This is a genomic window from Clostridium sp. CTA-17 (assembly GCF_054767895.1).
Genome location: NZ_BAAABF010000001.1, coordinates 847,669 through 867,010 on the forward strand (window position 1 = coordinate 847,669; position 19,342 = coordinate 867,010).

The following is a 19,342-nucleotide window of genomic DNA, read 5'->3' on the forward strand; positions in this document are numbered from 1 at the left end:
ATAGTATAAAGTTTTTCAAAGTTATTCATATTCATACACCTCTTTAATTCCTATATTTTCATTATATTTCCTATATTTTCATATTTCAAGTGGGTATATGTAAAAATATTGAAATGCTTTAAAAGAATATTTTTTTTGATTTGCAAATAATATTGTTGATTTAAAGAAACGTGTTTATAATAGATTATTAATAAAATGTAAGGGGGCATTAATAATGGAGAAAATTAAATTAATTTTACCTAATCTAAATTTTAAAAATGAAATAGAAGAATACAAGAAAGAATTCATATTAAATGGTGATAGTATGGATGGGTGTGCTGAATTAGGAAAGATAGAATCTTTTGAGGAGTGGATACAAATATTAAAGGATAATTCTCATATTAGTACTGTAAGAGGTGGTTTTGTTCCTTCATCAACTTACATGGCTATAAGGGAATCTGATAATAGGATTGTTGGAATGATAGATATTCGTCACTTCTTAAATAATTATTTAGAAAAGTTTGGAGGGCATATTGGATATAGTGTTAGAAAATCAGAACGCAAAAAAGGATATGCTAAAAAGATGTTAGAATTAGCTTTAGAAAAGTGTAAAGAATTAAACATAAATAGAGTATTATTGACTTGTTCTAAAGATAACATTCCTTCAATGAAAACTATTCTTTCACAAGGTGGAGTATTAGAAAATGAGGTTTTAGAAGGAGAGAGAATCACCTGTAGATACTGGATTGATTTAAAATAATTAAATTGAAATTTAATATATAAATTATTATATATTAAAACAATAGAATATAAGAAAAAAACTAGAGAAGATAACTTTCCTACTCTAGTTTTTTACTTACTTTGGTTTAAGTAATTTATAAAAATAAACTTAAACTTAAAAAATAATATTTTTAAAATTCTTGATACTCACGTGGGATATCTCCTACAAACTCTCTATCAGTTAGGACAATATACCAGAAGGTTAAGAAGGCTATAAAGGAGAATATGATTCCTAATATAGTCATAAATAGTCCAAATCCAAAATTTCTAAGTATTCTATAAAATACAATTACAAAAAGTATAAATCTAGCAACTGGTATTAAATAAAGTATAAAATATAAATAAGATAATCCTGCTAAATGTAACATCTGAAATTCTCCAAGTATAGGAAAGAACATCATCCATGAATGTTTTAAGTTAGCTTTCTTAGCCATAACATAACTTGGGTAAATTCTTATTAAGTAGAATATAAATGCAACTAAAATACTAATATTGCTTGAATCGTATAATTCTTGAAAATACATAATAGTTTCCCTCCTTTGTTTTAATTATATCATAAAGTTTATAAAAAATTTAAAAATAGCTAACAACAAGATGGTATTAATTATATGAAAAAAGTCTTATTAGATAAACATATTTCAAGTTATATAGCTACTAAAGCAATAAAATTATAAGTATTTATTTAAGTTACTTTAAATTGATAAAAATAGAAAAATACTATATGTTTAATAAAAAAAATTATTTATTAATGTATATATTATAAAAGAATTAAAGAATTTCTTCTTTTTAGTGTCCACATATACATTAAGTTGAAATTGACAATAAATATGTGTAGGTATACTCTAAAAACATAATTTAAAATTATTTTTTAGGAGATGATCTAAATGTGTACTCACATACATATTTCAAGTATTAAGAATAATTTTTATTGGGGAAGAACTTTGGATACATCATTTAATCCATTTGATGTTGATTCAAAAGTAACAATTGTTCCTAAAAATTTTACTTTAGAAACTCAAAGTAAACCCTGGAAAACTAAATACGCCTTTTTAGGTATAAATTTGTCAGGATCTACTCTGTTTTTTGATGGAGTTAATGAAAAGGGGCTTGCTGGAGGTCTTTTGTTTTTAAAGGCATGTACATGGGATAAGAAAGAAAATATAGAAAATCAAGGACTTATAGCTATTAATAGTGGAGAAATAGTTACTTGGATTTTAAGCAATTTTGAAAGTGTTAGTGATATAAAAAATAACATATCAAAAGTTGTAGTAACATCTGATGATATTCCTTCATTAGGAGAACTTGGAAAAGGAAATCCTATTACTGCACATTATACTTTCACAGATAAAATGGGAGAATCAGTTGTATTAGAACCAACAAACCATGGACATTTTCGTGTTTTTGATAATACTGTAGGGGTAATGGCTAATGATCCAACATTTGATTGGCACATGACTAATTTGGCAAATTATATTCAAGTTCAAGGATTTAATAAGCAACAAAATAATTTAAATAGTAAAACAGTTATTACACCAATTTCAAATGGTACAGGTATGCTTGGATTACCTGGAGATTACACTTCACCATCAAGATTTGTACGTGCAGCATATTTAAGAAATCTTATAGGGGACATTAGTGATGAAGAAGCTCCAGCACGTTTATTTAGCATTTTAAATTCTGTTTGGGTTCCAAAGGATGTTGAACGTTTTTATGAAGAAAAAAAAGACTCAGATTTTTCAAGTTATATGTGTGCATATGATCAAAACTTAGGTAAGTTATATTTACGTATTTTTAATCATATAGATACAATGGAATTCTCTTTAGAAAATGTTAAAAAAGATGAATTAGTAACTTATTTAGTTAAATAAAGAATTTTTACATAATAATAAAAAAGTCTTAGAAATAAGACTTTTTTATTTTAAATTCAGTTTATTGTTAGAAGTAATTTAATCTTTTTGCTTTATATAACAAGATTTAAAAATTCTATCTTTTAATAAAAAGAAATTTTATGCTATAATACAACAGATAACAATTTAAATTGGAGGAAATGACATGACATTAGAAAATAACATGGATAAAAAACTCTTCTGTATTTCTACATACGGATGCCAAATGAATGAAGAAGATTCAGAAAAATTATCAGGGATGTTAAAATCTCAAGGATATGAAAGAACTGAAAATAAAGAAGAGGCTTCTATTATAATCTTTAATACATGTTGTGTAAGAGAAAATGCTGAAAATAAGGTTTTCGGTAATCTTGGACAACTTAAGCAATTAAAAAAGAAAAATCCTAACTTAGTAATAGCAATTTGTGGATGTATGATGCAACAAGTAGGTATGGCAGACAAAGTCTTAAAAACTTTCCCTTATGTTGACATAATATTTGGAACACATAATGCCCATAAATTCCCTGAATACTTACATAGAGTACTTCAAGAAGGAGTTCAAGTTAAGGAAATATTAAATAAAGAAGAAGGAATCGTTGAAGGATTACCTATAGATAGAAAGAGTGATGTTAAAGCATTCGTTACTATCATGTATGGATGTAACAACTTCTGTACATACTGTATAGTTCCTTATGTTAGAGGAAGAGAAAGAAGTAGAAAATCTGAGGACATTATAAAAGAAATAGAAGAATTAGTATCTCAAGGATATAAAGAAATAACTTTATTAGGACAAAACGTAAACTCATACGGAAAAGGCTTAGAAGAAGATATAGACTTTGCTGGTCTTTTAAGAAAAGTTAATGAAGTTAAGGGGTTAGAGAGAGTTAGATTTATGACTTCTCATCCTAAGGATTTAAGTGATGATGTTATCATGGCTATAAAAGAATGTGATAAGCTTTGTGAGCAAGTTCACTTACCAGTTCAAAGTGGATCATCAAGAATATTAAAAGAGATGAATAGACACTATGACAGAGAGTACTACTTAGATTTAGTTAAAAAAATAAAATCTGAAATACCAGATGTTACTTTAACAACTGATATAATCATTGGATTCCCAGGAGAAACTGAAGAGGACTTCTTAGATACATTAAGTCTTTGTGAAGAAGTTGGATATGACTCAGCATTTACATTTATCTATTCAAGAAGAAATCATACTCCTGCTGACAAAATGGAAAATCAAATTCCAGATGACATAAAGCATGATAGATTCAATAGATTAGTTGAGGCTATAAATAAAAAGGTTGTAATAAAGAATAAAGAATATGAAGGTAAGGTAGTTGAAGTTCTTGTTGAAGGGCCAAGTAAGAATGATGAAACTAAATTAACTGGAAGAACTAGAAATGGTAAATTAGTTAACTTTGCTGGTGATGAAAAACTAGTAGGTGAATTAGTTAACTTAAAAATAGTTAGAGCACAACCATTCTCATTAATCGGTGAAATAGTAGAATAATTAAAAAGTGGGATATATCAAAAGCTATCTTGATACATCCCACTTAATTTTTATAAATTAAAATAGTTCTTGTAATAATCCTCTAATTCATTTCTAAACTTAGGATGAGCTATACTTATAAGTGCCTTGGCACGCTCTTTTAAAGTTTTTCCTCTTAGATCTGCAATTCCATACTCAGTAACAATATAATGAATATCATTTCTAGAGGTTGTTACTGATGCTCCAGAATCTAATTTAGGCACTATCCTAGATATAGCACCTTTAGATGCAGTGGAAGGCATTGCTATTATTGACTTTCCATCTTTTGACATACCAGCACCTCTAACATAGTCAACTTGTCCTCCTACGCCACTAAATTGTTTTCCATCTATGGACTCAGAATTAACTTGTCCAAATAAATCTACCTGTAGACAGGAGTTAATAGAAACCATTTTATTATTCTTAGAAACTACAACAGGATGGTTAACATAATCAACAGGATGCATTTCTATAACTGGATTATCATTTACAAAATTATAAAGCTTTTTAGTACCCATCATAAAAGTAAGAACTATTTTATTTTGGTGAAGGCTTTTTTGCTTGTTATTTATAATTCCTTCGTTAAATAAATCTACAATACCATCTGATACCATTTCTGAATGAATTCCTAAATCTTTTTTATCATGTAAGAACATTAAAACAGCATCAGGTATTGAACCAATACCAAGTTGCAAGGTAGATCCATTCTCTATTAACTTAGCACAATTTTCGCCAATTGCCTTTTCTACGTCATTTATAGGCTTTGACTTTAACTCTGGAAGTGGATAATCAACTTCAACAATATAATCAATATTAGATATATGGATGAAATTATCACCTAAAACCCTTGGCATATTAGGATTTATTTCTGCAATAACAAGCTTAGCACACTCAGAAGCAGCCTTTGTATAATCGCAGGATGTTCCATAACTACAATATCCATGCTTGTCAGGTGGAGAAAGTTGAAGCATACAAACATCAATTTGCAAGTAATCCTTCTTAAATAATCTAGGTATTTCAAAAAAGAATGTTGGAGTATAGTCAGCTAATCCAGATTGCACAGCCTTTCTAGTATTTGCATTAACAAATAGAGCATTGTGTTTTATATGACCTTGCATCTCTTTTTTTGCATAATCTCCTTTTCCTAAAGAAACTAAGTGAAGTATCTCTAAGTTTTGAAAATTTTTGTAATTAAGAACAAGTTCATCTAATAAAATTTTAGGCTCAGCAACTGCGTGACCTGTGACTATTCTTGAATTAGAGTGTATTTTGCTTATAGCTTCTCTAGCAGTAACTTTTTTTGAGTTATAAAGTTCCTCCCAGTTCATATTGCCTCCTAAAAAAGATAGCTTCTAATAAATTAATATGATTTATTTGGGAATAATATAATTTATAAGCTTTAAATAATTTAATATTACGAATAATAATCAATTGATAGTAAATTAAAGTTTGTTATAATAAAAATATTTTTTTTGTTAAATTTATCTATGAAGCTTTTCTTGCAACTTTAAAATGCAAGTAGTTTTTTAAAAAAATTGCATTTTTATTTTAAAAACACTTGATTTTAATATATTGTTGCAATATAATTAACTTGTAAATTTCATTTTGTAATCAAAAAAAGGGGGGCTTATTATGAAGATACCTTGTTCCATGATGACTCAACATCCGGATAATGTGGAAACTTATATTTCAATACAACAAGAACCAGCAGAAGCGATAAAAGGATTAACACCACAAGATAAAGGTGGTTTAGGAATAGAAGAAGTTATGATAGATTTTGAAGGAAAGTTAACACCTTACCATCAAACATCACAAATAGCATTAGGATTAATTTCAAATGGTATAATTCCAGGAAAAGACGTTAGGGTAACTCCTAGAATACCTAATGCAAATAAAGAATCAGTATTTAGACAACTTATGAGTATAATGTCTATAATTGAAACAAATGTTCAATCAAAAGAATTAACTGGAATTCCAGCAATATCAGAGGTTGTTGTTCCTATGATTGAAACTGGAAAAGAAATTTCAGAGTTTCAAGATAGAGTTAACTCAGTAGTTGATATGGGGAATAAAAACTACAAAACTAAATTAGATTTAAATAGTGTTAGAATAATACCTTTAGTTGAGGATGTACCTGCACTAGCAAATATAGATAGAATATTAGATGAACATTACGAAATAGAAAAGAGTAAAGGACATGTTTTAAAAGATCTTAGAATAATGATAGCAAGATCTGATACAGCTATGTCATATGGATTAATTTCAGGAGTTTTATCAGTTCTTATGGCAGTTGATGGAGCTTATAAATGGGGAGAAAAACATGGTGTAACTATAAGCCCAATTTTAGGCTGTGGATCACTTCCATTTAGAGGACATTTCTCAGAAGAAAACATAGATGAAATTCTTGCTACATATAGTGGAATTAAAACTTTCACCTTCCAATCTGCCTTAAGATATGATCATGGTGAAGAAGCGACTAAACATGCAGTTAATGAATTAAAAGCAAAAATTGCAGAATCAAAACCTAGAAATTTCAGTGAAGAAGATAAAGATTTAATGAAAGAATTCATAGGAATCTGTTCAAAACATTATCTTCAAACATTCTTAAAGGTAATAGATACAGTTTCATTTGTATCTGACTTTATTCCTAAGAATAGAGATAGATTAACAAAAGCTAAAACTGGATTAGAATATAATAGAGAAGTAGCAAACTTAGACAACGTAGCAGATTTAGTTAAGGATGAAGTATTAAAACAAGAAATTCTTAGCATAGATAACTCAAAAGAATATGCAGTTCCAAGAGCTATATCATTTACTGGAGCTATGTACACATTAGGAATGCCACCAGAACTTATGGGAATGGGCAGAGCATTAAATGAAATAAAAACTAAGTATGGTCAAGAAGGTATAGATAAACTTTTAGAAATATACCCAATCTTAAGAAAAGACTTAGCATTTGCTGCTAGATTTGCAAATGGAGGAGTTTCTAAGAAGATAATAGATGAAGAGGCTAGACAAGAATATAAAGAAGACATGAAATATGTAAATGAAATTCTTAACCTTGGATTAGATTATGACTTCTTAAACGAAAATGAATTCTACCATACTTTACTTAAAACTACAAAACCAATAATTATGCACTTAATGGGACTTGAGGAAAATGTAATGCGTAACAGCACAGAAGAACTTAAAATCCTAAATGAGTGGATAGTAAGAATGGGTAAAGTAAGAGGAAGTATAGGCTAAAATATATTTGGTGTAAATTGGATATAGTATAATTTATATAATTATACTATAACAAAAATGCCCATTAATATGCTTTGAAGCCAATAAACATGAATTAAAAAGTTACAAAAACATCTTTTGTTAATTGATTAGATTAACAGGAGGTGTTTTTTTGTTATGGCAAGAACTCTTAATAAAAAGAAACATGAATTATTAGATATATTAGATGATTTTATGACAGATTGTAAATATAGAGATTTAAGAAGAAGCAGTATAAGACTTTATGAAAGAAGCCTAAGATTATTATTTAAGTTCTTAGAAGATGATTATAAGTTGATTTACGTAGAAGATGTTAAAGAAGAACACATAAGAAATTATATAAAATTCACTAAAGAAAGAGGTAAATATAGCTATGTAAGTAATGAAAATAATTTAGATATAAATTCACCACAGAACAGAGGTGATTTCGGGCAACCAATTTCTTTATGCACTTTAGATAGTTATGTAGGTACTATAAAGATGTTTTTTAAGTGGTGTGTGGATAATAAATATTTAAAACAAAATCCCACTAACAAAATAAAAAGAATTAAATTTAGTAGAAACCCTAAACAAGAAGTAACAATAGATGAGTTTAATAAGTTATTACAAAGTTTAGATTTAACATTATTCTCAGAATATAGAGATTATGTTCTTATACAATTACTTTTAGATACTGGCATGAGAGTTGGAGAATGTTTAGAGCTTAAAGAAGAAGATTTAGATATTAAAAATAAAACTATATTTATATCGGCTGAAATAGCTAAAGGAAGAAAAGATAGGTACGTGTTCTTTAGTAATATAATGCAAAGAACATTAGAAAAATGGCTTATATATAAAGATAGATACGTTGGAAGTGAGTATCTTTTCGTTACTAATAGAGGAGGACAATATCAAATACATTCATTTGAAAAACATATGAGAAATTATTTAAAGAGAGCTAAAATAGATAAAAAAATAACACCGCATACATTAAGGAATAACTTTGCAAAAAGGTTCTTAATGAGTGGAGGAGATATTTATACCTTATCTAAATTATTAGGGCATAGCTCAGTTAGAGTAACAGAACAAGCATATTTGGATTTAACGACATCAGATATTAGAAAAAATTACTTAAAGTTTTCTCCACTAGAAAATATGAATAAGAAAAATTGGTAAAAAAATAAGAGCCACACCACATAGCTCTTATTACAACTTAATATTGTTAAATAAAACTTTGCATATCCTCACATTAGGATATACCAATCACTTAATTAGTATTATCTCAAAAAAATGAGGATTTGCAAGTTTTATTTCCTATACCCTTTTTTAGTGTAGGTTACTTGTATAAGCTTTCTTGCAAGTTTAAATAATAAGATAGGTTAGTTGAGCCGATGCAATAAAATCAACAGTATATTATACTAACTATATTTTACCCTTATTGATATAGCTAGAGTCATGGTTATAATATACGCTTAGGTGTGTGTCTACCAATATCCAAAAACAAAAGGCACGGTGGTAGTTTGGCACTCTAAAGAGTGGGGAAACTGTATCAGAAGTTATAGGACAAGCTTTATAACGTTTGATGATACTTAACTAATAAGGGCAACTGAAACGATGCGAAAAAGAGGATTTATAGTTGAGAGTTCCTTATGCACTTCATAATTTTTTTATGTTGTGTATAGGGAACAACTCTGCCTTCACTCAGCTCCCCTAAGGATTTATAAGCCTCTGGCACTTAAAAGTCAAGTTTATAATTAATAAAATATTCGATTTAAATAGAATAGTTAATATTACATGTTAAAAGGAGATCAAAAATGAAGAGTAAAATATTATATTTAAAACATGCTTGTGAAAAATTAAGTATTGACTGTACGAAATGTAACAATAATGAAAAATGTAAAGAATTTGAGGAAATAATTAATGGTATAAATTATTTACAACAAAAAGATATAGGTATAATTCCTTGTAAGTGGAATTATGAGGATATAGAAATAATAGATGAATCACTTAAAGAGAATTAATTAAAATATTAAGAGGTATTTAAAATGAAAGTATCAATAGATTTTGAAATAACAAACTGTGGAGATTGTCCGTTTTTAACTAAAGGTAGACTTTTGGTAATGATGGTAGAGATGGTGTTACAGTTTATAAATGTAAAAAAGGTGTATTTGGTGGAGTAGATGAGTTTGGATACGATACAGGTAATTGTTCAATACCTAAAGCACCTCCATATGGCTGTCAATATATAAAAGCAGATATATTAGATAGGGTGTCATCTAAATTAAATATATCAACAAATGAATTGAGAAGAATTTTAAATGAAGAACATTGTGATATTGTAGAGATTTAATTATTGAATATAGAAGGAGATTGAGTAATGAAAGGTAGAGAATTAGTGAAAATAATACAAGATAGAAATTTAGAAGATTTTGATATAGAGTTTACTTTTATAGAGGGTTACTGCAAAAGTGGATTTCCAAATGTAAGAACTTTTAATATAGAAGAATTGTGTGATATTGGATATTCTTCAAATAAAGTAAGTTTTGAGGGAGATGAAATTTAAAAAATATAATTTATATAGAAGTTTTAATGTATAAATATGTATAGGTATATTAGATAATATTGACAAAATAACAGAGGTCTTTGATATAATTAAATAGTAGAATTAAGTGTATAAATAGGAGGATATAAAATGGGTATTTATGATAAATTAGGTTTACAACGGGAATATGATTTAATTAATAAATATTATGGGATTGAAGAATATAATTATTTAAATGATAAAGAAAGATATAAAAAAGATTTAATGGACGGATTAAAAGAGTTTATAGAAAAAGATACTTATATGACTTATAATGTATTAAAAACAACAAGTGAGTTGGTAAGTTTCTTTTTAGAAAATATGAAAGAAAACCCTGATAAGTTGGTAGAAATAATTAATAAAAATGAATTTTTACTTATGAAAACTAATCAAGAAATACAGTTGCAATCAATTACTTTGAATAGAAAATTAGAAAATTTTAAAGATGATATAGATAAAAATGATATTATTAATATATGTAAAAAAAGATATTTAGATATAGTTGAAAGCGTGAATAAAAAGATAAATATTTTAATGGATATATCTAATATAAATGAAAAGAAATATTCAGAGCAAGATAAAAGATCAACCCTATGTGAAAAATTGAATAAGTTAAAAAAGATGAATGAATTGCCATTTTTAAGAAACTCTATAAATCGTTTTATTAGAAATAAAATTGGACATTTTGATTTTTATTTTGATAATAGTACAAAAATGTTTATAGATAGTAAAAATAATAAAGTTTGTACTATGGATGAGTTTGTTAAATACAATAAAGAAATAGCTGGTATAGAGTATGGATTTTTTAATTCATTAAATGTGATAAATCTATTAAGTATGAATGAAATTAATTTTGCAATAGAATATATGCAAGAAATTGAAAAATATTTATTGTTAAAAGATTAAGTATATGAAAATAAATATGATTAAAAATTGGATTAATATGGCGTAATAAAAGTGGGGTGATTATTATTAAAGAGATAACTAATGAAGTAAAAGAGTTAAGTAAATTAGCTAAAGAGTGTAATGAAATTTTAAATAAAAAAACAGATTTTTTTAAAGATATAGCTGTTTTATTTGAAGGGTCAATAGAGTTTTTTTATGATACAAGTAAAATATCAAATATAATCTCAGAGTTTCTTTCAACATTAAGAGAAACAATCCAAAATATAGATTTTACTAATTATGATTGTTTTATAAAGTTAGAGGAAATAGGTTGGATGCCCTGTTTAGATTTAACGAAAGATGAAAAGAAAGATATAGTTAATATTTTAAGTGAAGTAAATGAAAAGAATATAAGTAAAGTTAATTCAATTATTTTTAAACATTATAGTCATGAAAGAATAGATTCTATATATAATGAATGGCTTAAAAATACCTATCTTAAAAAAGAAAGATTTGAACTACTTAAACAGGCGATAGAATGTTATAAAAATAATTATTTTGCTGGTTGTGTTTCATTGATTACATGTCAGTACGGAGGTATAATCAAAGAGACTGAAGAATATTTTAATTCAATTCCAGAGTTAAAAGCAGAAATAAATAAAATTAAGAAGGAACAAAAGCAAGAGGAAAAATATATAAAAAGTGAAAAACATATTGCAGATAGAATATATGGAGTTTCAGATTTCCATGTAACAACTATGTTATTTAATGATTATATAAAAAAATATGTATATTGTGATAGTAAAAGTGCTAAATATAACATTCCAAATAGAAATGGTATATGTCATGGAAGTTTAATTAATTATAATACTCAAGAACATGCTTTAAAATCTATATTAATTGTAGATTCGTTAATAAGATTATACATGTTTATAGATATTGAAGAAAACTAGATATAGGGGAGAATAGCAATGACTAATATATCAGATATGAATAGTTTGATAGGGGTTATTACAGGAACAATTGGAGCTATTACTGGAATAGGAGGTTTGTTTTTCAGTTGGAAAACAAATAGAGATGTTAACAGACCTAAAATTAAATTTAATTTAAACAAACTTCAAGGAAAAGAACATTTAAATTATTATAATTTATACATAGAAAATATTTCAGATTATAATTTATATGATTTTTCGGTGCAACTTGAAAATATGGAAAAAATAGTTAAGCCTAATTTGATTGAATATATAAATATTTTAAAAGAAGATATACCAGTATTTACAATTGGACAAGTTTATGAAAGTTACTTATTTAATGCTACAGATTGTAAAGGGAAAGTTGATTATATGAACTTTATAGTTAGATATAAGTTAAAAGAGAATGGGAAAGTAAGAAATGAAAAATATCTTATAAACATTAACGCATTAAGAAATTTAGCTAAAAAGATAAAGGAAGAATAAAGCAATTAAAAAACAAGAATTTAAGTGAAAAGTATATCATTAATTTGATATACTTTTATTTTATTCATATATTTAAAAAATTTGTAAAATATATTACAATAAATGTAAAACAATATTATTCTAAAGAGATTTTTAATAGTGTAGATAAAGGAATAAGAGCTAAACTTGATGATGATGGCAGTTTTATTATAGAAAAGATGCAATTTGAAAATCTAAGGCGTATTAATAGGAAACATTTAAATAATGTATTAGATAAAGTTAATAAATAGTAGGTGTATTATGTGTAATTGTTGTCATATAGTTAATGGAAATATAATGCTTAAGACTGAGAATAAGGTTTTAAAAAATCGGATTAAAGAGTTAGAGAGTAGTAATAAAAGTAGTAGGCGTAGGTGTAATTCAACTAATTTAAGAGAGAAATATAGAAATCTTTAAATAATCAATAGGGGAAATATGTATGATATTGAGATTAATAAATGATGGTAATGTAATAGAACATTCAGAAAAAACAGTTAAAGACTTTATAAATAATATTATTTACAAAACAGAAGATAAAGAAAATAAAGCATTTCTAATTCATACAACTAAAGCGTTAAATGGAAATCAAAATATGATATTATATTTCCAAGATGGAGTTTTAAAAAGTCATCATACAACATTTCAGAAGTTTGATTATAATGATGTACTGGATTATGAAATCTCTCCTTCTTATAGGGTTAAATATGTTTTGTTGGAAGATATACTTAGCATAGATACAGATAATGAAAAAGAAATGGAAGACAGGTTTAGTAGAAAAATAGTAGATAGACATAGGTTTTCTTATAGATATGTAAATGATTATGTATTAAATAGAATGTTCGATGATGATGAACTTAGAAAATTTATAAAAAATCAAGAAGATGAAAGATTTAAAGAAGTAGTTTCTATTTTATGTGATAAAGTTTTAGATAATGAAAGTTATATTTTATCTCTTAATAATACTATAAATAGTCATGCTAGAGATATTTATATATTAGAGCAACAAATTAAATGGTTAAGTAAAAAGAGTGAAATAAAAAAATCTAATAGATTAAAGGATCTAAGTGATGAAGATTTAGATAAGTTATTTGATATAGATGTATTTAGATTTTAATTATAAATAATAGAGAGTATATCTATGTGTATGCTCTTTTCTTATGCCTAAAAATAAATTCATTGTAATAAAACTAGACACTTCGGAAATCATAATTAAGCTTTCATATAAGTACAATAGTATTGAACTATATATAACACATGTTGTAGCTATATTTTATGATGTTAAAGTTTTAGCAAATAAACAAAATAATAAACAATATTCATTGTTAAAAACATGTATATAGTTATAAACTTTACATAATATACATAACTTGTTAATATTAAATTGAGATTTTAATATAACGGGGAGAATTAAATGAAAACAAACGCTATTAACTTATTTAACTTTGTGCTTTTTATATCTTTTTCATGTATTTTTATAAAGAATTTGTTTATTTATAAGAGATTATTTTCTAATGAATCCTATTATATTAATCCAAACACAAAAAAGGATATACAAAAGCTTACATTATTTAAATTTTTATCTGTAATTATACAGTTAACAGTAGTTGCAACTTTACAATTAATATTATTTTTTTATACAAACAAAATTAATTTTTTTAATATAGCAGCTTTATATTTTTTAATATATGCTTTTAATTTATCTATCTCTATAAATAACGATTATATTTATAGAAATTTTAAGTTAATAAAAAAGTCTGATATAGATTATTTTAATTTAGATTATAAAAATAATATTGTTAAGATATATTTAAAAGGTAAAAAGAAACCAATTATAATAGCATTTAAAAAAGATTTATCTAATTTTGCAAAAATTTTAAATAAATTAGGATATAAAGAACTTTTGACTAGAAAAAATTTTTAATACTACTTTACTTGCCTTAGAATAAATATTTGAGGATTATTAACTTTAAGAAAAATTATATCAATAAAGTTTTTAACTGAAAAATTAGGAGTTGTAGAAGATAATAAACAAAATTTTGTTTATTACAGATTAGAAAATGAATAAGAGAGTAATATTAAATGTTATAATATTTCTATGTAAACATTATATGGGGGGAAGGCATAATGGGGTTATTTAGTAAAAATAAAGAAAGAAAAGGTTATACTTCAATTGATTCGTATTTAAAAGAAAATAACTTAGATAATGATATTAAATCTGTGACAAATGTTAATATATTTTTTATGGATGGAGAAGAAGAGGATTTTTATTTAGAAGATCATATGCTTTTAAAATTTAAAAACTTCATAGAGAATCCAGAAAAAGATTTTTTAGTATTGAAATATTATTCCTCATTGTATAGTGATGGGTTTAGCCTTGAAGAAATTACTTTAATGAGACATGGAATATGTAGATTTAGAATTGATAGTGAAAAGGAAAATATACTTGTATCAGATTCATAAAAAATTAGATTTAATAAAAAAAGGGGTAATTTTAAAGAGGAGATAGTTTGGTGTGAAAAACAAAACTATTTCCTCTTTAAAATTTTAATACTATGATAGTAACTTTTATAGTATTAAATATGCTTTATTATTCAATACTATTTAGATGTAGTACTTTTGTTGCAGTTAATTCATCAGTAATTAAAGTGTTTATTAATTTTCCTCTTAAAGCTCCTAAAATAGCAACAGATTTAAATTTACCAGTGACTATACAAACCTTATTTTCTATGGCTTTTATTGTAGCTGAATCAACACCAAAGACTTTATTGTTTAAATTTGTGTCTAAGAAATTTCCCTCTTTATCGTAAAGACGACCATATATAGCTCCAACAGCTTGATGCTTTATAAATTCATCTTGCAAGAATGATTCTTTCCATAAAAGTGTAGAGTATATGGCTTCAGGAGTTCCTAATCCAGTTAAGAGAATATCCATTTCTTTAGCCTTTAATAAGGATTGATTTATAACTAATTCCATTGATAAATTTTTTCTTACCATGTCATCCATTATGTAAAGTGGAGCGTATAAAAGTCTATAATTTGAATCGTATTTATCTGATAATAAATGTACTAAACTTGGAGTATCTACACTTATATTTCCCTTTCCAGATGTACCAAAAGGCTGAACAACTGTTATTGGTAGTTTTTTTGAAGCCTTTATATTCTTTATTGCATGGTATAGCGTTTTTCCCCAGGTAAGACCTACAATACTATCATCATTAAGTATTGTTTGAATATAATCAGCTGCTGTTTTACCTAGAGTTTGAGCATATTCTGATGCATCATTATTGTTAACTTTTAATATTATGGCTTCTTTTAAACCAAATTGTTCTTTAAACTTTTTTTCAAGAGAGGACAATCTTATTTCTGGATGATTTATTTCTATATTTACTATATTTTTATCACGAGCTTCTTGTAAGTATTTAGCTACTTTAAAACGAGTGGTATTAAACTCTTTGGCTATTTCTGACTGAGTTTTATTTTCGTTATAGTACATATTTGATATATTAGCTAAAAATTCATTATATTGATCTTCAAAATTTACTTCAAATTTCATATTGTCATACCTCTGTTTTAGATTATTTATAAGTTAATGCTAATTTAATTATAAAGGAAAATATTTTTTTATTCCATCTAAAAACACAGTTATTGCCAATAAATCTGCACTGCCTCCAGGGCTTATGCCTCTTTCTGAAAACTCCTTATCAATTTCAAATATTTTTTCTTCTATGATTTCAGGTTCTTTAGAATGTATCATATTAAGTATTTCTTGAGACCTTTTCTTAACCTCTTCTAAAACGTAAATATCATTTCTATGTAAAAGTGTAGAATCCTCACAATTAGCCATTATACATAATAAGGTTAAATATAGTCTTTCATTTGTTTTTAAATTTTTATGCTTCATATAAAAAGGAAGACTATAATCAAACACAGCTGGAAGTCCTTTTTCAACTTCTCCTCTTATTCCTGTTATACCATATAACCTAAATATCTTTTCACCATAAGTTTCATTTTTCTTGTTGGTTTTTGAGTTTAATTCCTTAGAAACTAAACCACTTGTCATTTCCTTTATTAAATTTCTTATTTCTTTAAAAGGTTTACCTTCATAAAATGCTTTTGATGTTGCTGCACAAATAACACCCATTAAGAAAATCAAACCTTTATGTGTATTTATATTATTTGTAACATGAAACATAGCTTCTTCTATTTTTAATCCAATTGGACGTATTTTATTTAATAATTCACTTACTAGTATATCTGACATACTTATTTCTGCTATTTCTCTAAACTTAGGACCAATTACTGAAATGCTATCTAAAAAAGTGTAGTAATCCATATCCTTATGTGCTCCATTTGAAATTGGAGACACTAATCCTGGGGAGGGGTAACAGCTTACCTCATATAATAAGGATTTTATTATTAAACTGTTTAGTTTTTCTAAGAAAACCTCTTGGTTAATATTCAAAATAACCACTCCTTTTCTTTAACATATGAAAAATATATCACAAATGATAAAAATACACAAATCAATATTAATAATAAAAAATCTAAATTTTTATCAAAATAATAATTTTTGATAAAATCTTTATATAATCAAGTAAAATCATATAATAAAAGTTGTGAAAACGTTATAATTTTCGTGAATACAGAAAATCTATTGTACTTTAAAAAGAGTGTGGTAAAATAAAATTGTAAGTAACAAATGTTTAAAAAATAAACAAATGTTAAAAGGAGATATGAAATGTCAGAATGGAATTATGAAAATACTTTTGAAGAGGAATTAACTTTCTTTTCCTTTAATCCACAAATAAATAAGAAATATAAATTTCAAGTTGAAGAATTTTTAAAGAAAGAAAATTTGAGATTTGTAGAAAGTATTAACTTTACAGTTTGTGTATTTAATAATAAAGAGCTTATAGCTACTGGATCCTTAGATGGATATATACTAAAATGTTTTGCTATTAGAAATGCTTATAGAAAAAAAGGCATTAGTGAAAAGATATTAAGAATATTAACAGAAAAAGCTTTTGAAAATGGAGAAACACATCTTTTTATATACACAAAACCAAAGAATTCAAAGCTTTTTGAAAGTCTAGGTTATCACGAATTAATAAATATTCCTAATTTAGTTTCTTTATTAGAAAACAAATCAACAGGAATTAGAACTTATATAAGTAATTTACAAAAAGAATCTTATCTACAAGGAGCAAAGGTAGCTTCAATAGTTATGAATTGTAATCCATTTACAAAGGGTCATAAGTATTTAATTGAAAAAGCTTCAAAGGAAAATGATGTTGTTCATTTATTTATATTAACAGAAGATAAATCAGAATTTTCTACTAAAGATAGAATTAACATGGTTAAACTTGGAACTAAACATATAAAAAATGTTTTGGTACATGAGGCAGGGAAATATATTATTTCAAGTGTCACATTTCCTTCATACTTTATAAAAGAACAAAAAAATATTACAAAAGCTCATGCTTATTTAGATTTAACTTTATTTTGTGAGTATATATCAAAAGCATTAAACATTAAATACAGATATGTAGGAGAAGAACCTTTTTCAAATTTAACCAATGAATATAACCAATATATGAAAGAGATACTTCCTAAACATAATATACAAGTCATAGAAGTTAAAAGATTAAAAGAAGATGGACAAGCAATTTCAGCTTCTAATGTAAGAAGCTTATTGAAAGAAGGAAATCTAGGAAAAGTAGAGAGTTTAGTTCCTAAAACAACATTTGATTATTTATTAGACATAATTAAAAAATAATAAATATTTTGGAGGGTTTCATATGGAAATTAAAAAACCAGCTTTAGCTGGAACATTAGAATCAAGTGATTGTATAGTTTCAGTAGAGCCTTCAAGGGATAACACTATTGAAATTAATTTAACAAGTACTGTAAAAAAGCAATTTGGAAATGAAATTATAAGAGTTGCAAAGGAAACCTTAAAAAACTTAGGAGTTAACAGTGTTGTTATGGAGATAAATGATAAGGGCGCCTTAAATTGTGTTATTGAAGCGCGTATAGAAGCAGCAATATGTAGAGCTTCAGAAATAAATGAATTTGATTGGGGGAGTTATAGATGCCAAGATTAAGAAGATCAATGATGTTTGTACCTGGAAGTAAGCCTGCTATGATAAAAGATTGTACTATATATGGTGCTGATTCTGTAATGTTTGACTTAGAAGACTCAGTTTCTATAGCAGAAAAAGATTCTGCAAGAAGATTAGTTTATCATGCCTTAACCTCTATGGATTTTGGAGATACAGAAACTGTAGTTCGTGTTAATGCTTTAGATTCAGACTTTGGTATTGAAGATTTAAAAGCAATTGTAAGAGCACAGCCAGATGTTATACGTTTACCTAAAACTGAAACTGCTCAAGATGTTTTAGATATGGAAAAGGTTATTGCATCTATAGAAGAAGAAATAGGTCTTCCTATTGGAACAACTAAAATGATGGCTGCTATAGAATCAGCTTTAGGTGTTTTAAACGCTTATGAAATAGCAACCTCTTCAAAACGTTTAATGGGAATTGCCTTAGGTGCTGAAGATTTTGTAACTGATATGAAAACTAATAGATCTCCTGAAGGGAATGAACTTTTTGCAGCACGTAGTCATATAATATTAGCTTCAAGAGCAGCTAAAATTTCAGCTTTTGATACAGTTTATTCTGATGTAAATAATGAAGAGGGCTTTATTAAGGAAGCAACATTAATAAAACAACTAGGCTTTGATGGAAAATCCTTAATAAACCCAAGACAAATAGACTTATTACATAAAGTTTTTGAACCTACTGAAAAAGAAATTCTTAAAGCAATAAAAATTATAGAAGCTGCTAAGGAAGCAGAAAAACGTGGCTCAGGCGTTGTATCTCTTAATGGAAAAATGATTGATAAGCCAGTAATAGCAAGGGCAGAAAGAGTTCTTATGTTAGCTAAGGCTTCAGGAATATCATATGAAAAGGAAGTGTAATTT

The 19,342-nt window shown here is 26.2% G+C and carries 21 protein-coding genes; 17 read left to right on the top strand and 4 right to left on the bottom strand.

What is annotated here, in order from left to right:
• Window positions 1–214 precede the first annotated feature (214 nt).
• Entirely contained in the window at window positions 215–739 is a 525-nt protein-coding gene (locus ACYUCG_RS03705) for a GNAT family N-acetyltransferase (RefSeq protein ID WP_060796959.1), read from the top strand.
• Between the two features lie 151 nt (window positions 740–890).
• On the opposite strand, the gene ACYUCG_RS03710 is transcribed toward ACYUCG_RS03705, so the two are convergent.
• The gene (locus ACYUCG_RS03710; protein ID WP_060796960.1) at window positions 891–1,283 is read right to left on the bottom strand and encodes a DUF5684 domain-containing protein; all 393 of its coding nucleotides are present in this window, start codon (window positions 1,281–1,283) and stop codon (window positions 891–893) included.
• Window positions 1,284–1,643: 360 nt separating this feature from the next.
• On the opposite strand from ACYUCG_RS03710, the gene ACYUCG_RS03715 reads away from it, so the two are divergent.
• Both ACYUCG_RS03715 and miaB read left to right on the top strand, forming a co-directional pair.
• Window positions 1,644–2,627, top strand: a complete 984-nt coding sequence (locus ACYUCG_RS03715; protein ID WP_060796961.1) for a linear amide C-N hydrolase — start codon at window positions 1,644–1,646, stop codon at window positions 2,625–2,627.
• A 184-nt stretch (window positions 2,628–2,811) separates the two neighbouring features.
• Window positions 2,812–4,155, top strand: a complete 1,344-nt coding sequence (miaB, locus tag ACYUCG_RS03720; protein WP_003449335.1) for a tRNA (N6-isopentenyl adenosine(37)-C2)-methylthiotransferase MiaB — start codon at window positions 2,812–2,814, stop codon at window positions 4,153–4,155.
• Window positions 4,156–4,205: 50 nt separating this feature from the next.
• Here the strand turns inward: miaB and ACYUCG_RS03725 are convergent, their stop codons facing one another.
• Complete coding sequence (locus tag ACYUCG_RS03725) at window positions 4,206–5,501, bottom strand: acetyl-CoA hydrolase/transferase family protein (protein WP_415319065.1); 1,296 nt, start codon at window positions 5,499–5,501, stop codon at window positions 4,206–4,208.
• 304 nt (window positions 5,502–5,805) lie between these two features.
• Here ACYUCG_RS03725 and ppcA point away from each other — a divergent pair, with 304 nt between their 5' ends.
• The 11 genes from ppcA (at window position 5,806) to ACYUCG_RS03780 (ending at window position 14,817) form a co-directional block, all read left to right on the top strand.
• Window positions 5,806–7,419 carry a phosphoenolpyruvate carboxylase gene (gene ppcA / locus ACYUCG_RS03730; RefSeq protein ID WP_011590671.1) on the top strand — a complete coding sequence of 538 codons (1,614 nt, stop codon included), beginning with the start codon at window positions 5,806–5,808 and terminating at the stop codon, window positions 7,417–7,419.
• A gap of 156 nt (window positions 7,420–7,575) precedes the next feature.
• Window positions 7,576–8,592 carry a tyrosine-type recombinase/integrase gene (locus tag ACYUCG_RS03735; protein ID WP_415319064.1) on the top strand — a complete coding sequence of 339 codons (1,017 nt, stop codon included), beginning with the start codon at window positions 7,576–7,578 and terminating at the stop codon, window positions 8,590–8,592.
• Window positions 8,593–9,230: 638 nt separating this feature from the next.
• On the top strand, window positions 9,231–9,437 hold the full coding sequence (locus ACYUCG_RS03740; protein WP_415319063.1) for a hypothetical protein: 207 nt from the start codon (window positions 9,231–9,233) through the stop codon (window positions 9,435–9,437).
• Between the two features lie 24 nt (window positions 9,438–9,461).
• Window positions 9,462–9,596, top strand: a complete 135-nt coding sequence (locus tag ACYUCG_RS03745) for a hypothetical protein (RefSeq protein ID WP_279592669.1) — start codon at window positions 9,462–9,464, stop codon at window positions 9,594–9,596.
• Window positions 9,597–9,793: 197 nt separating this feature from the next.
• Window positions 9,794–9,979, top strand: coding sequence for a hypothetical protein (locus ACYUCG_RS03750; protein WP_415319062.1), 186 nt, complete (start codon window positions 9,794–9,796; stop codon window positions 9,977–9,979).
• A gap of 129 nt (window positions 9,980–10,108) precedes the next feature.
• Window positions 10,109–10,903 (top strand): hypothetical protein, encoded by a 795-nt coding sequence (locus tag ACYUCG_RS03755; protein WP_208343012.1) that lies wholly within the window; start codon window positions 10,109–10,111, stop codon window positions 10,901–10,903.
• A 56-nt stretch (window positions 10,904–10,959) separates the two neighbouring features.
• Window positions 10,960–11,835, top strand: coding sequence for a hypothetical protein (locus ACYUCG_RS03760; RefSeq protein WP_415319061.1), 876 nt, complete (start codon window positions 10,960–10,962; stop codon window positions 11,833–11,835).
• 18 nt (window positions 11,836–11,853) lie between these two features.
• Entirely contained in the window at window positions 11,854–12,339 is a 486-nt protein-coding gene (locus tag ACYUCG_RS03765) for a hypothetical protein (RefSeq protein WP_415319060.1), read from the top strand.
• A gap of 457 nt (window positions 12,340–12,796) precedes the next feature.
• Window positions 12,797–13,471 (top strand): hypothetical protein, encoded by a 675-nt coding sequence (locus ACYUCG_RS03770; protein WP_415319058.1) that lies wholly within the window; start codon window positions 12,797–12,799, stop codon window positions 13,469–13,471.
• Between the two features lie 297 nt (window positions 13,472–13,768).
• On the top strand, window positions 13,769–14,278 hold the full coding sequence (locus ACYUCG_RS03775) for a hypothetical protein (RefSeq protein ID WP_415319057.1): 510 nt from the start codon (window positions 13,769–13,771) through the stop codon (window positions 14,276–14,278).
• Between the two features lie 203 nt (window positions 14,279–14,481).
• Window positions 14,482–14,817, top strand: a complete 336-nt coding sequence (locus ACYUCG_RS03780) for a hypothetical protein (protein WP_003460454.1) — start codon at window positions 14,482–14,484, stop codon at window positions 14,815–14,817.
• Between the two features lie 127 nt (window positions 14,818–14,944).
• On the opposite strand, the gene ACYUCG_RS03785 is transcribed toward ACYUCG_RS03780, so the two are convergent.
• Together ACYUCG_RS03785 and citG are read right to left on the bottom strand one after the other, a co-directional pair.
• The gene (locus ACYUCG_RS03785; protein ID WP_415319056.1) at window positions 14,945–15,910 is read right to left on the bottom strand and encodes a sugar-binding transcriptional regulator; all 966 of its coding nucleotides are present in this window, start codon (window positions 15,908–15,910) and stop codon (window positions 14,945–14,947) included.
• A 48-nt stretch (window positions 15,911–15,958) separates the two neighbouring features.
• On the bottom strand, window positions 15,959–16,819 hold the full coding sequence (gene citG / locus ACYUCG_RS03790) for a triphosphoribosyl-dephospho-CoA synthase CitG (protein WP_283681406.1): 861 nt from the start codon (window positions 16,817–16,819) through the stop codon (window positions 15,959–15,961).
• 276 nt (window positions 16,820–17,095) lie between these two features.
• Here citG and citC point away from each other — a divergent pair, with 276 nt between their 5' ends.
• From citC to citE, 3 genes are read left to right on the top strand one after another with little or no spacing between them, the layout of a single operon-like run.
• Window positions 17,096–18,133: a [citrate (pro-3S)-lyase] ligase gene (citC, locus tag ACYUCG_RS03795; protein ID WP_415319054.1), complete on the top strand. Its 1,038-nt coding sequence runs from the start codon at window positions 17,096–17,098 to the stop codon at window positions 18,131–18,133.
• A gap of 22 nt (window positions 18,134–18,155) precedes the next feature.
• Complete coding sequence (gene citD / locus ACYUCG_RS03800; RefSeq protein ID WP_139933301.1) at window positions 18,156–18,461, top strand: citrate lyase acyl carrier protein; 306 nt, start codon at window positions 18,156–18,158, stop codon at window positions 18,459–18,461.
• Window positions 18,449–19,339, top strand: a complete 891-nt coding sequence (gene citE / locus ACYUCG_RS03805) for a citrate (pro-3S)-lyase subunit beta (RefSeq protein WP_415319053.1) — start codon at window positions 18,449–18,451, stop codon at window positions 19,337–19,339. Before citD ends, citE begins: the two co-directional genes overlap by 13 nt.
• Window positions 19,340–19,342 lie beyond the last annotated feature (3 nt).

What these genes read in the sequence shown, in the direction of transcription:
- ACYUCG_RS03705 (WP_060796959.1), top strand. Translation starts at nt 215, where the DNA reads ATGGAGAAAATTAAATTAATTTTACCTAATCTAAATTTTAAAAATGAA.
- ACYUCG_RS03710 (WP_060796960.1), bottom strand. Translation starts at nt 1,283, where the DNA reads ATGTATTTTCAAGAATTATACGATTCAAGCAATATTAGTATTTTAGTT.
- ACYUCG_RS03715 (WP_060796961.1), top strand. Translation starts at nt 1,644, where the DNA reads ATGTGTACTCACATACATATTTCAAGTATTAAGAATAATTTTTATTGG.
- miaB (WP_003449335.1), top strand. Translation starts at nt 2,812, where the DNA reads ATGACATTAGAAAATAACATGGATAAAAAACTCTTCTGTATTTCTACA.
- ACYUCG_RS03725 (WP_415319065.1), bottom strand. Translation starts at nt 5,501, where the DNA reads ATGAACTGGGAGGAACTTTATAACTCAAAAAAAGTTACTGCTAGAGAA.
- ppcA (WP_011590671.1), top strand. Translation starts at nt 5,806, where the DNA reads ATGAAGATACCTTGTTCCATGATGACTCAACATCCGGATAATGTGGAA.
- ACYUCG_RS03735 (WP_415319064.1), top strand. Translation starts at nt 7,576, where the DNA reads ATGGCAAGAACTCTTAATAAAAAGAAACATGAATTATTAGATATATTA.
- ACYUCG_RS03740 (WP_415319063.1), top strand. Translation starts at nt 9,231, where the DNA reads ATGAAGAGTAAAATATTATATTTAAAACATGCTTGTGAAAAATTAAGT.
- ACYUCG_RS03745 (WP_279592669.1), top strand. Translation starts at nt 9,462, where the DNA reads ATGAAAGTATCAATAGATTTTGAAATAACAAACTGTGGAGATTGTCCG.
- ACYUCG_RS03750 (WP_415319062.1), top strand. Translation starts at nt 9,794, where the DNA reads ATGAAAGGTAGAGAATTAGTGAAAATAATACAAGATAGAAATTTAGAA.
- ACYUCG_RS03755 (WP_208343012.1), top strand. Translation starts at nt 10,109, where the DNA reads ATGGGTATTTATGATAAATTAGGTTTACAACGGGAATATGATTTAATT.
- ACYUCG_RS03765 (WP_415319060.1), top strand. Translation starts at nt 11,854, where the DNA reads ATGACTAATATATCAGATATGAATAGTTTGATAGGGGTTATTACAGGA.
- ACYUCG_RS03770 (WP_415319058.1), top strand. Translation starts at nt 12,797, where the DNA reads ATGATATTGAGATTAATAAATGATGGTAATGTAATAGAACATTCAGAA.
- ACYUCG_RS03775 (WP_415319057.1), top strand. Translation starts at nt 13,769, where the DNA reads ATGAAAACAAACGCTATTAACTTATTTAACTTTGTGCTTTTTATATCT.
- ACYUCG_RS03780 (WP_003460454.1), top strand. Translation starts at nt 14,482, where the DNA reads ATGGGGTTATTTAGTAAAAATAAAGAAAGAAAAGGTTATACTTCAATT.
- ACYUCG_RS03785 (WP_415319056.1), bottom strand. Translation starts at nt 15,910, where the DNA reads ATGAAATTTGAAGTAAATTTTGAAGATCAATATAATGAATTTTTAGCT.
- citC (WP_415319054.1), top strand. Translation starts at nt 17,096, where the DNA reads ATGTCAGAATGGAATTATGAAAATACTTTTGAAGAGGAATTAACTTTC.
- citD (WP_139933301.1), top strand. Translation starts at nt 18,156, where the DNA reads ATGGAAATTAAAAAACCAGCTTTAGCTGGAACATTAGAATCAAGTGAT.
- citE (WP_415319053.1), top strand. Translation starts at nt 18,449, where the DNA reads ATGCCAAGATTAAGAAGATCAATGATGTTTGTACCTGGAAGTAAGCCT.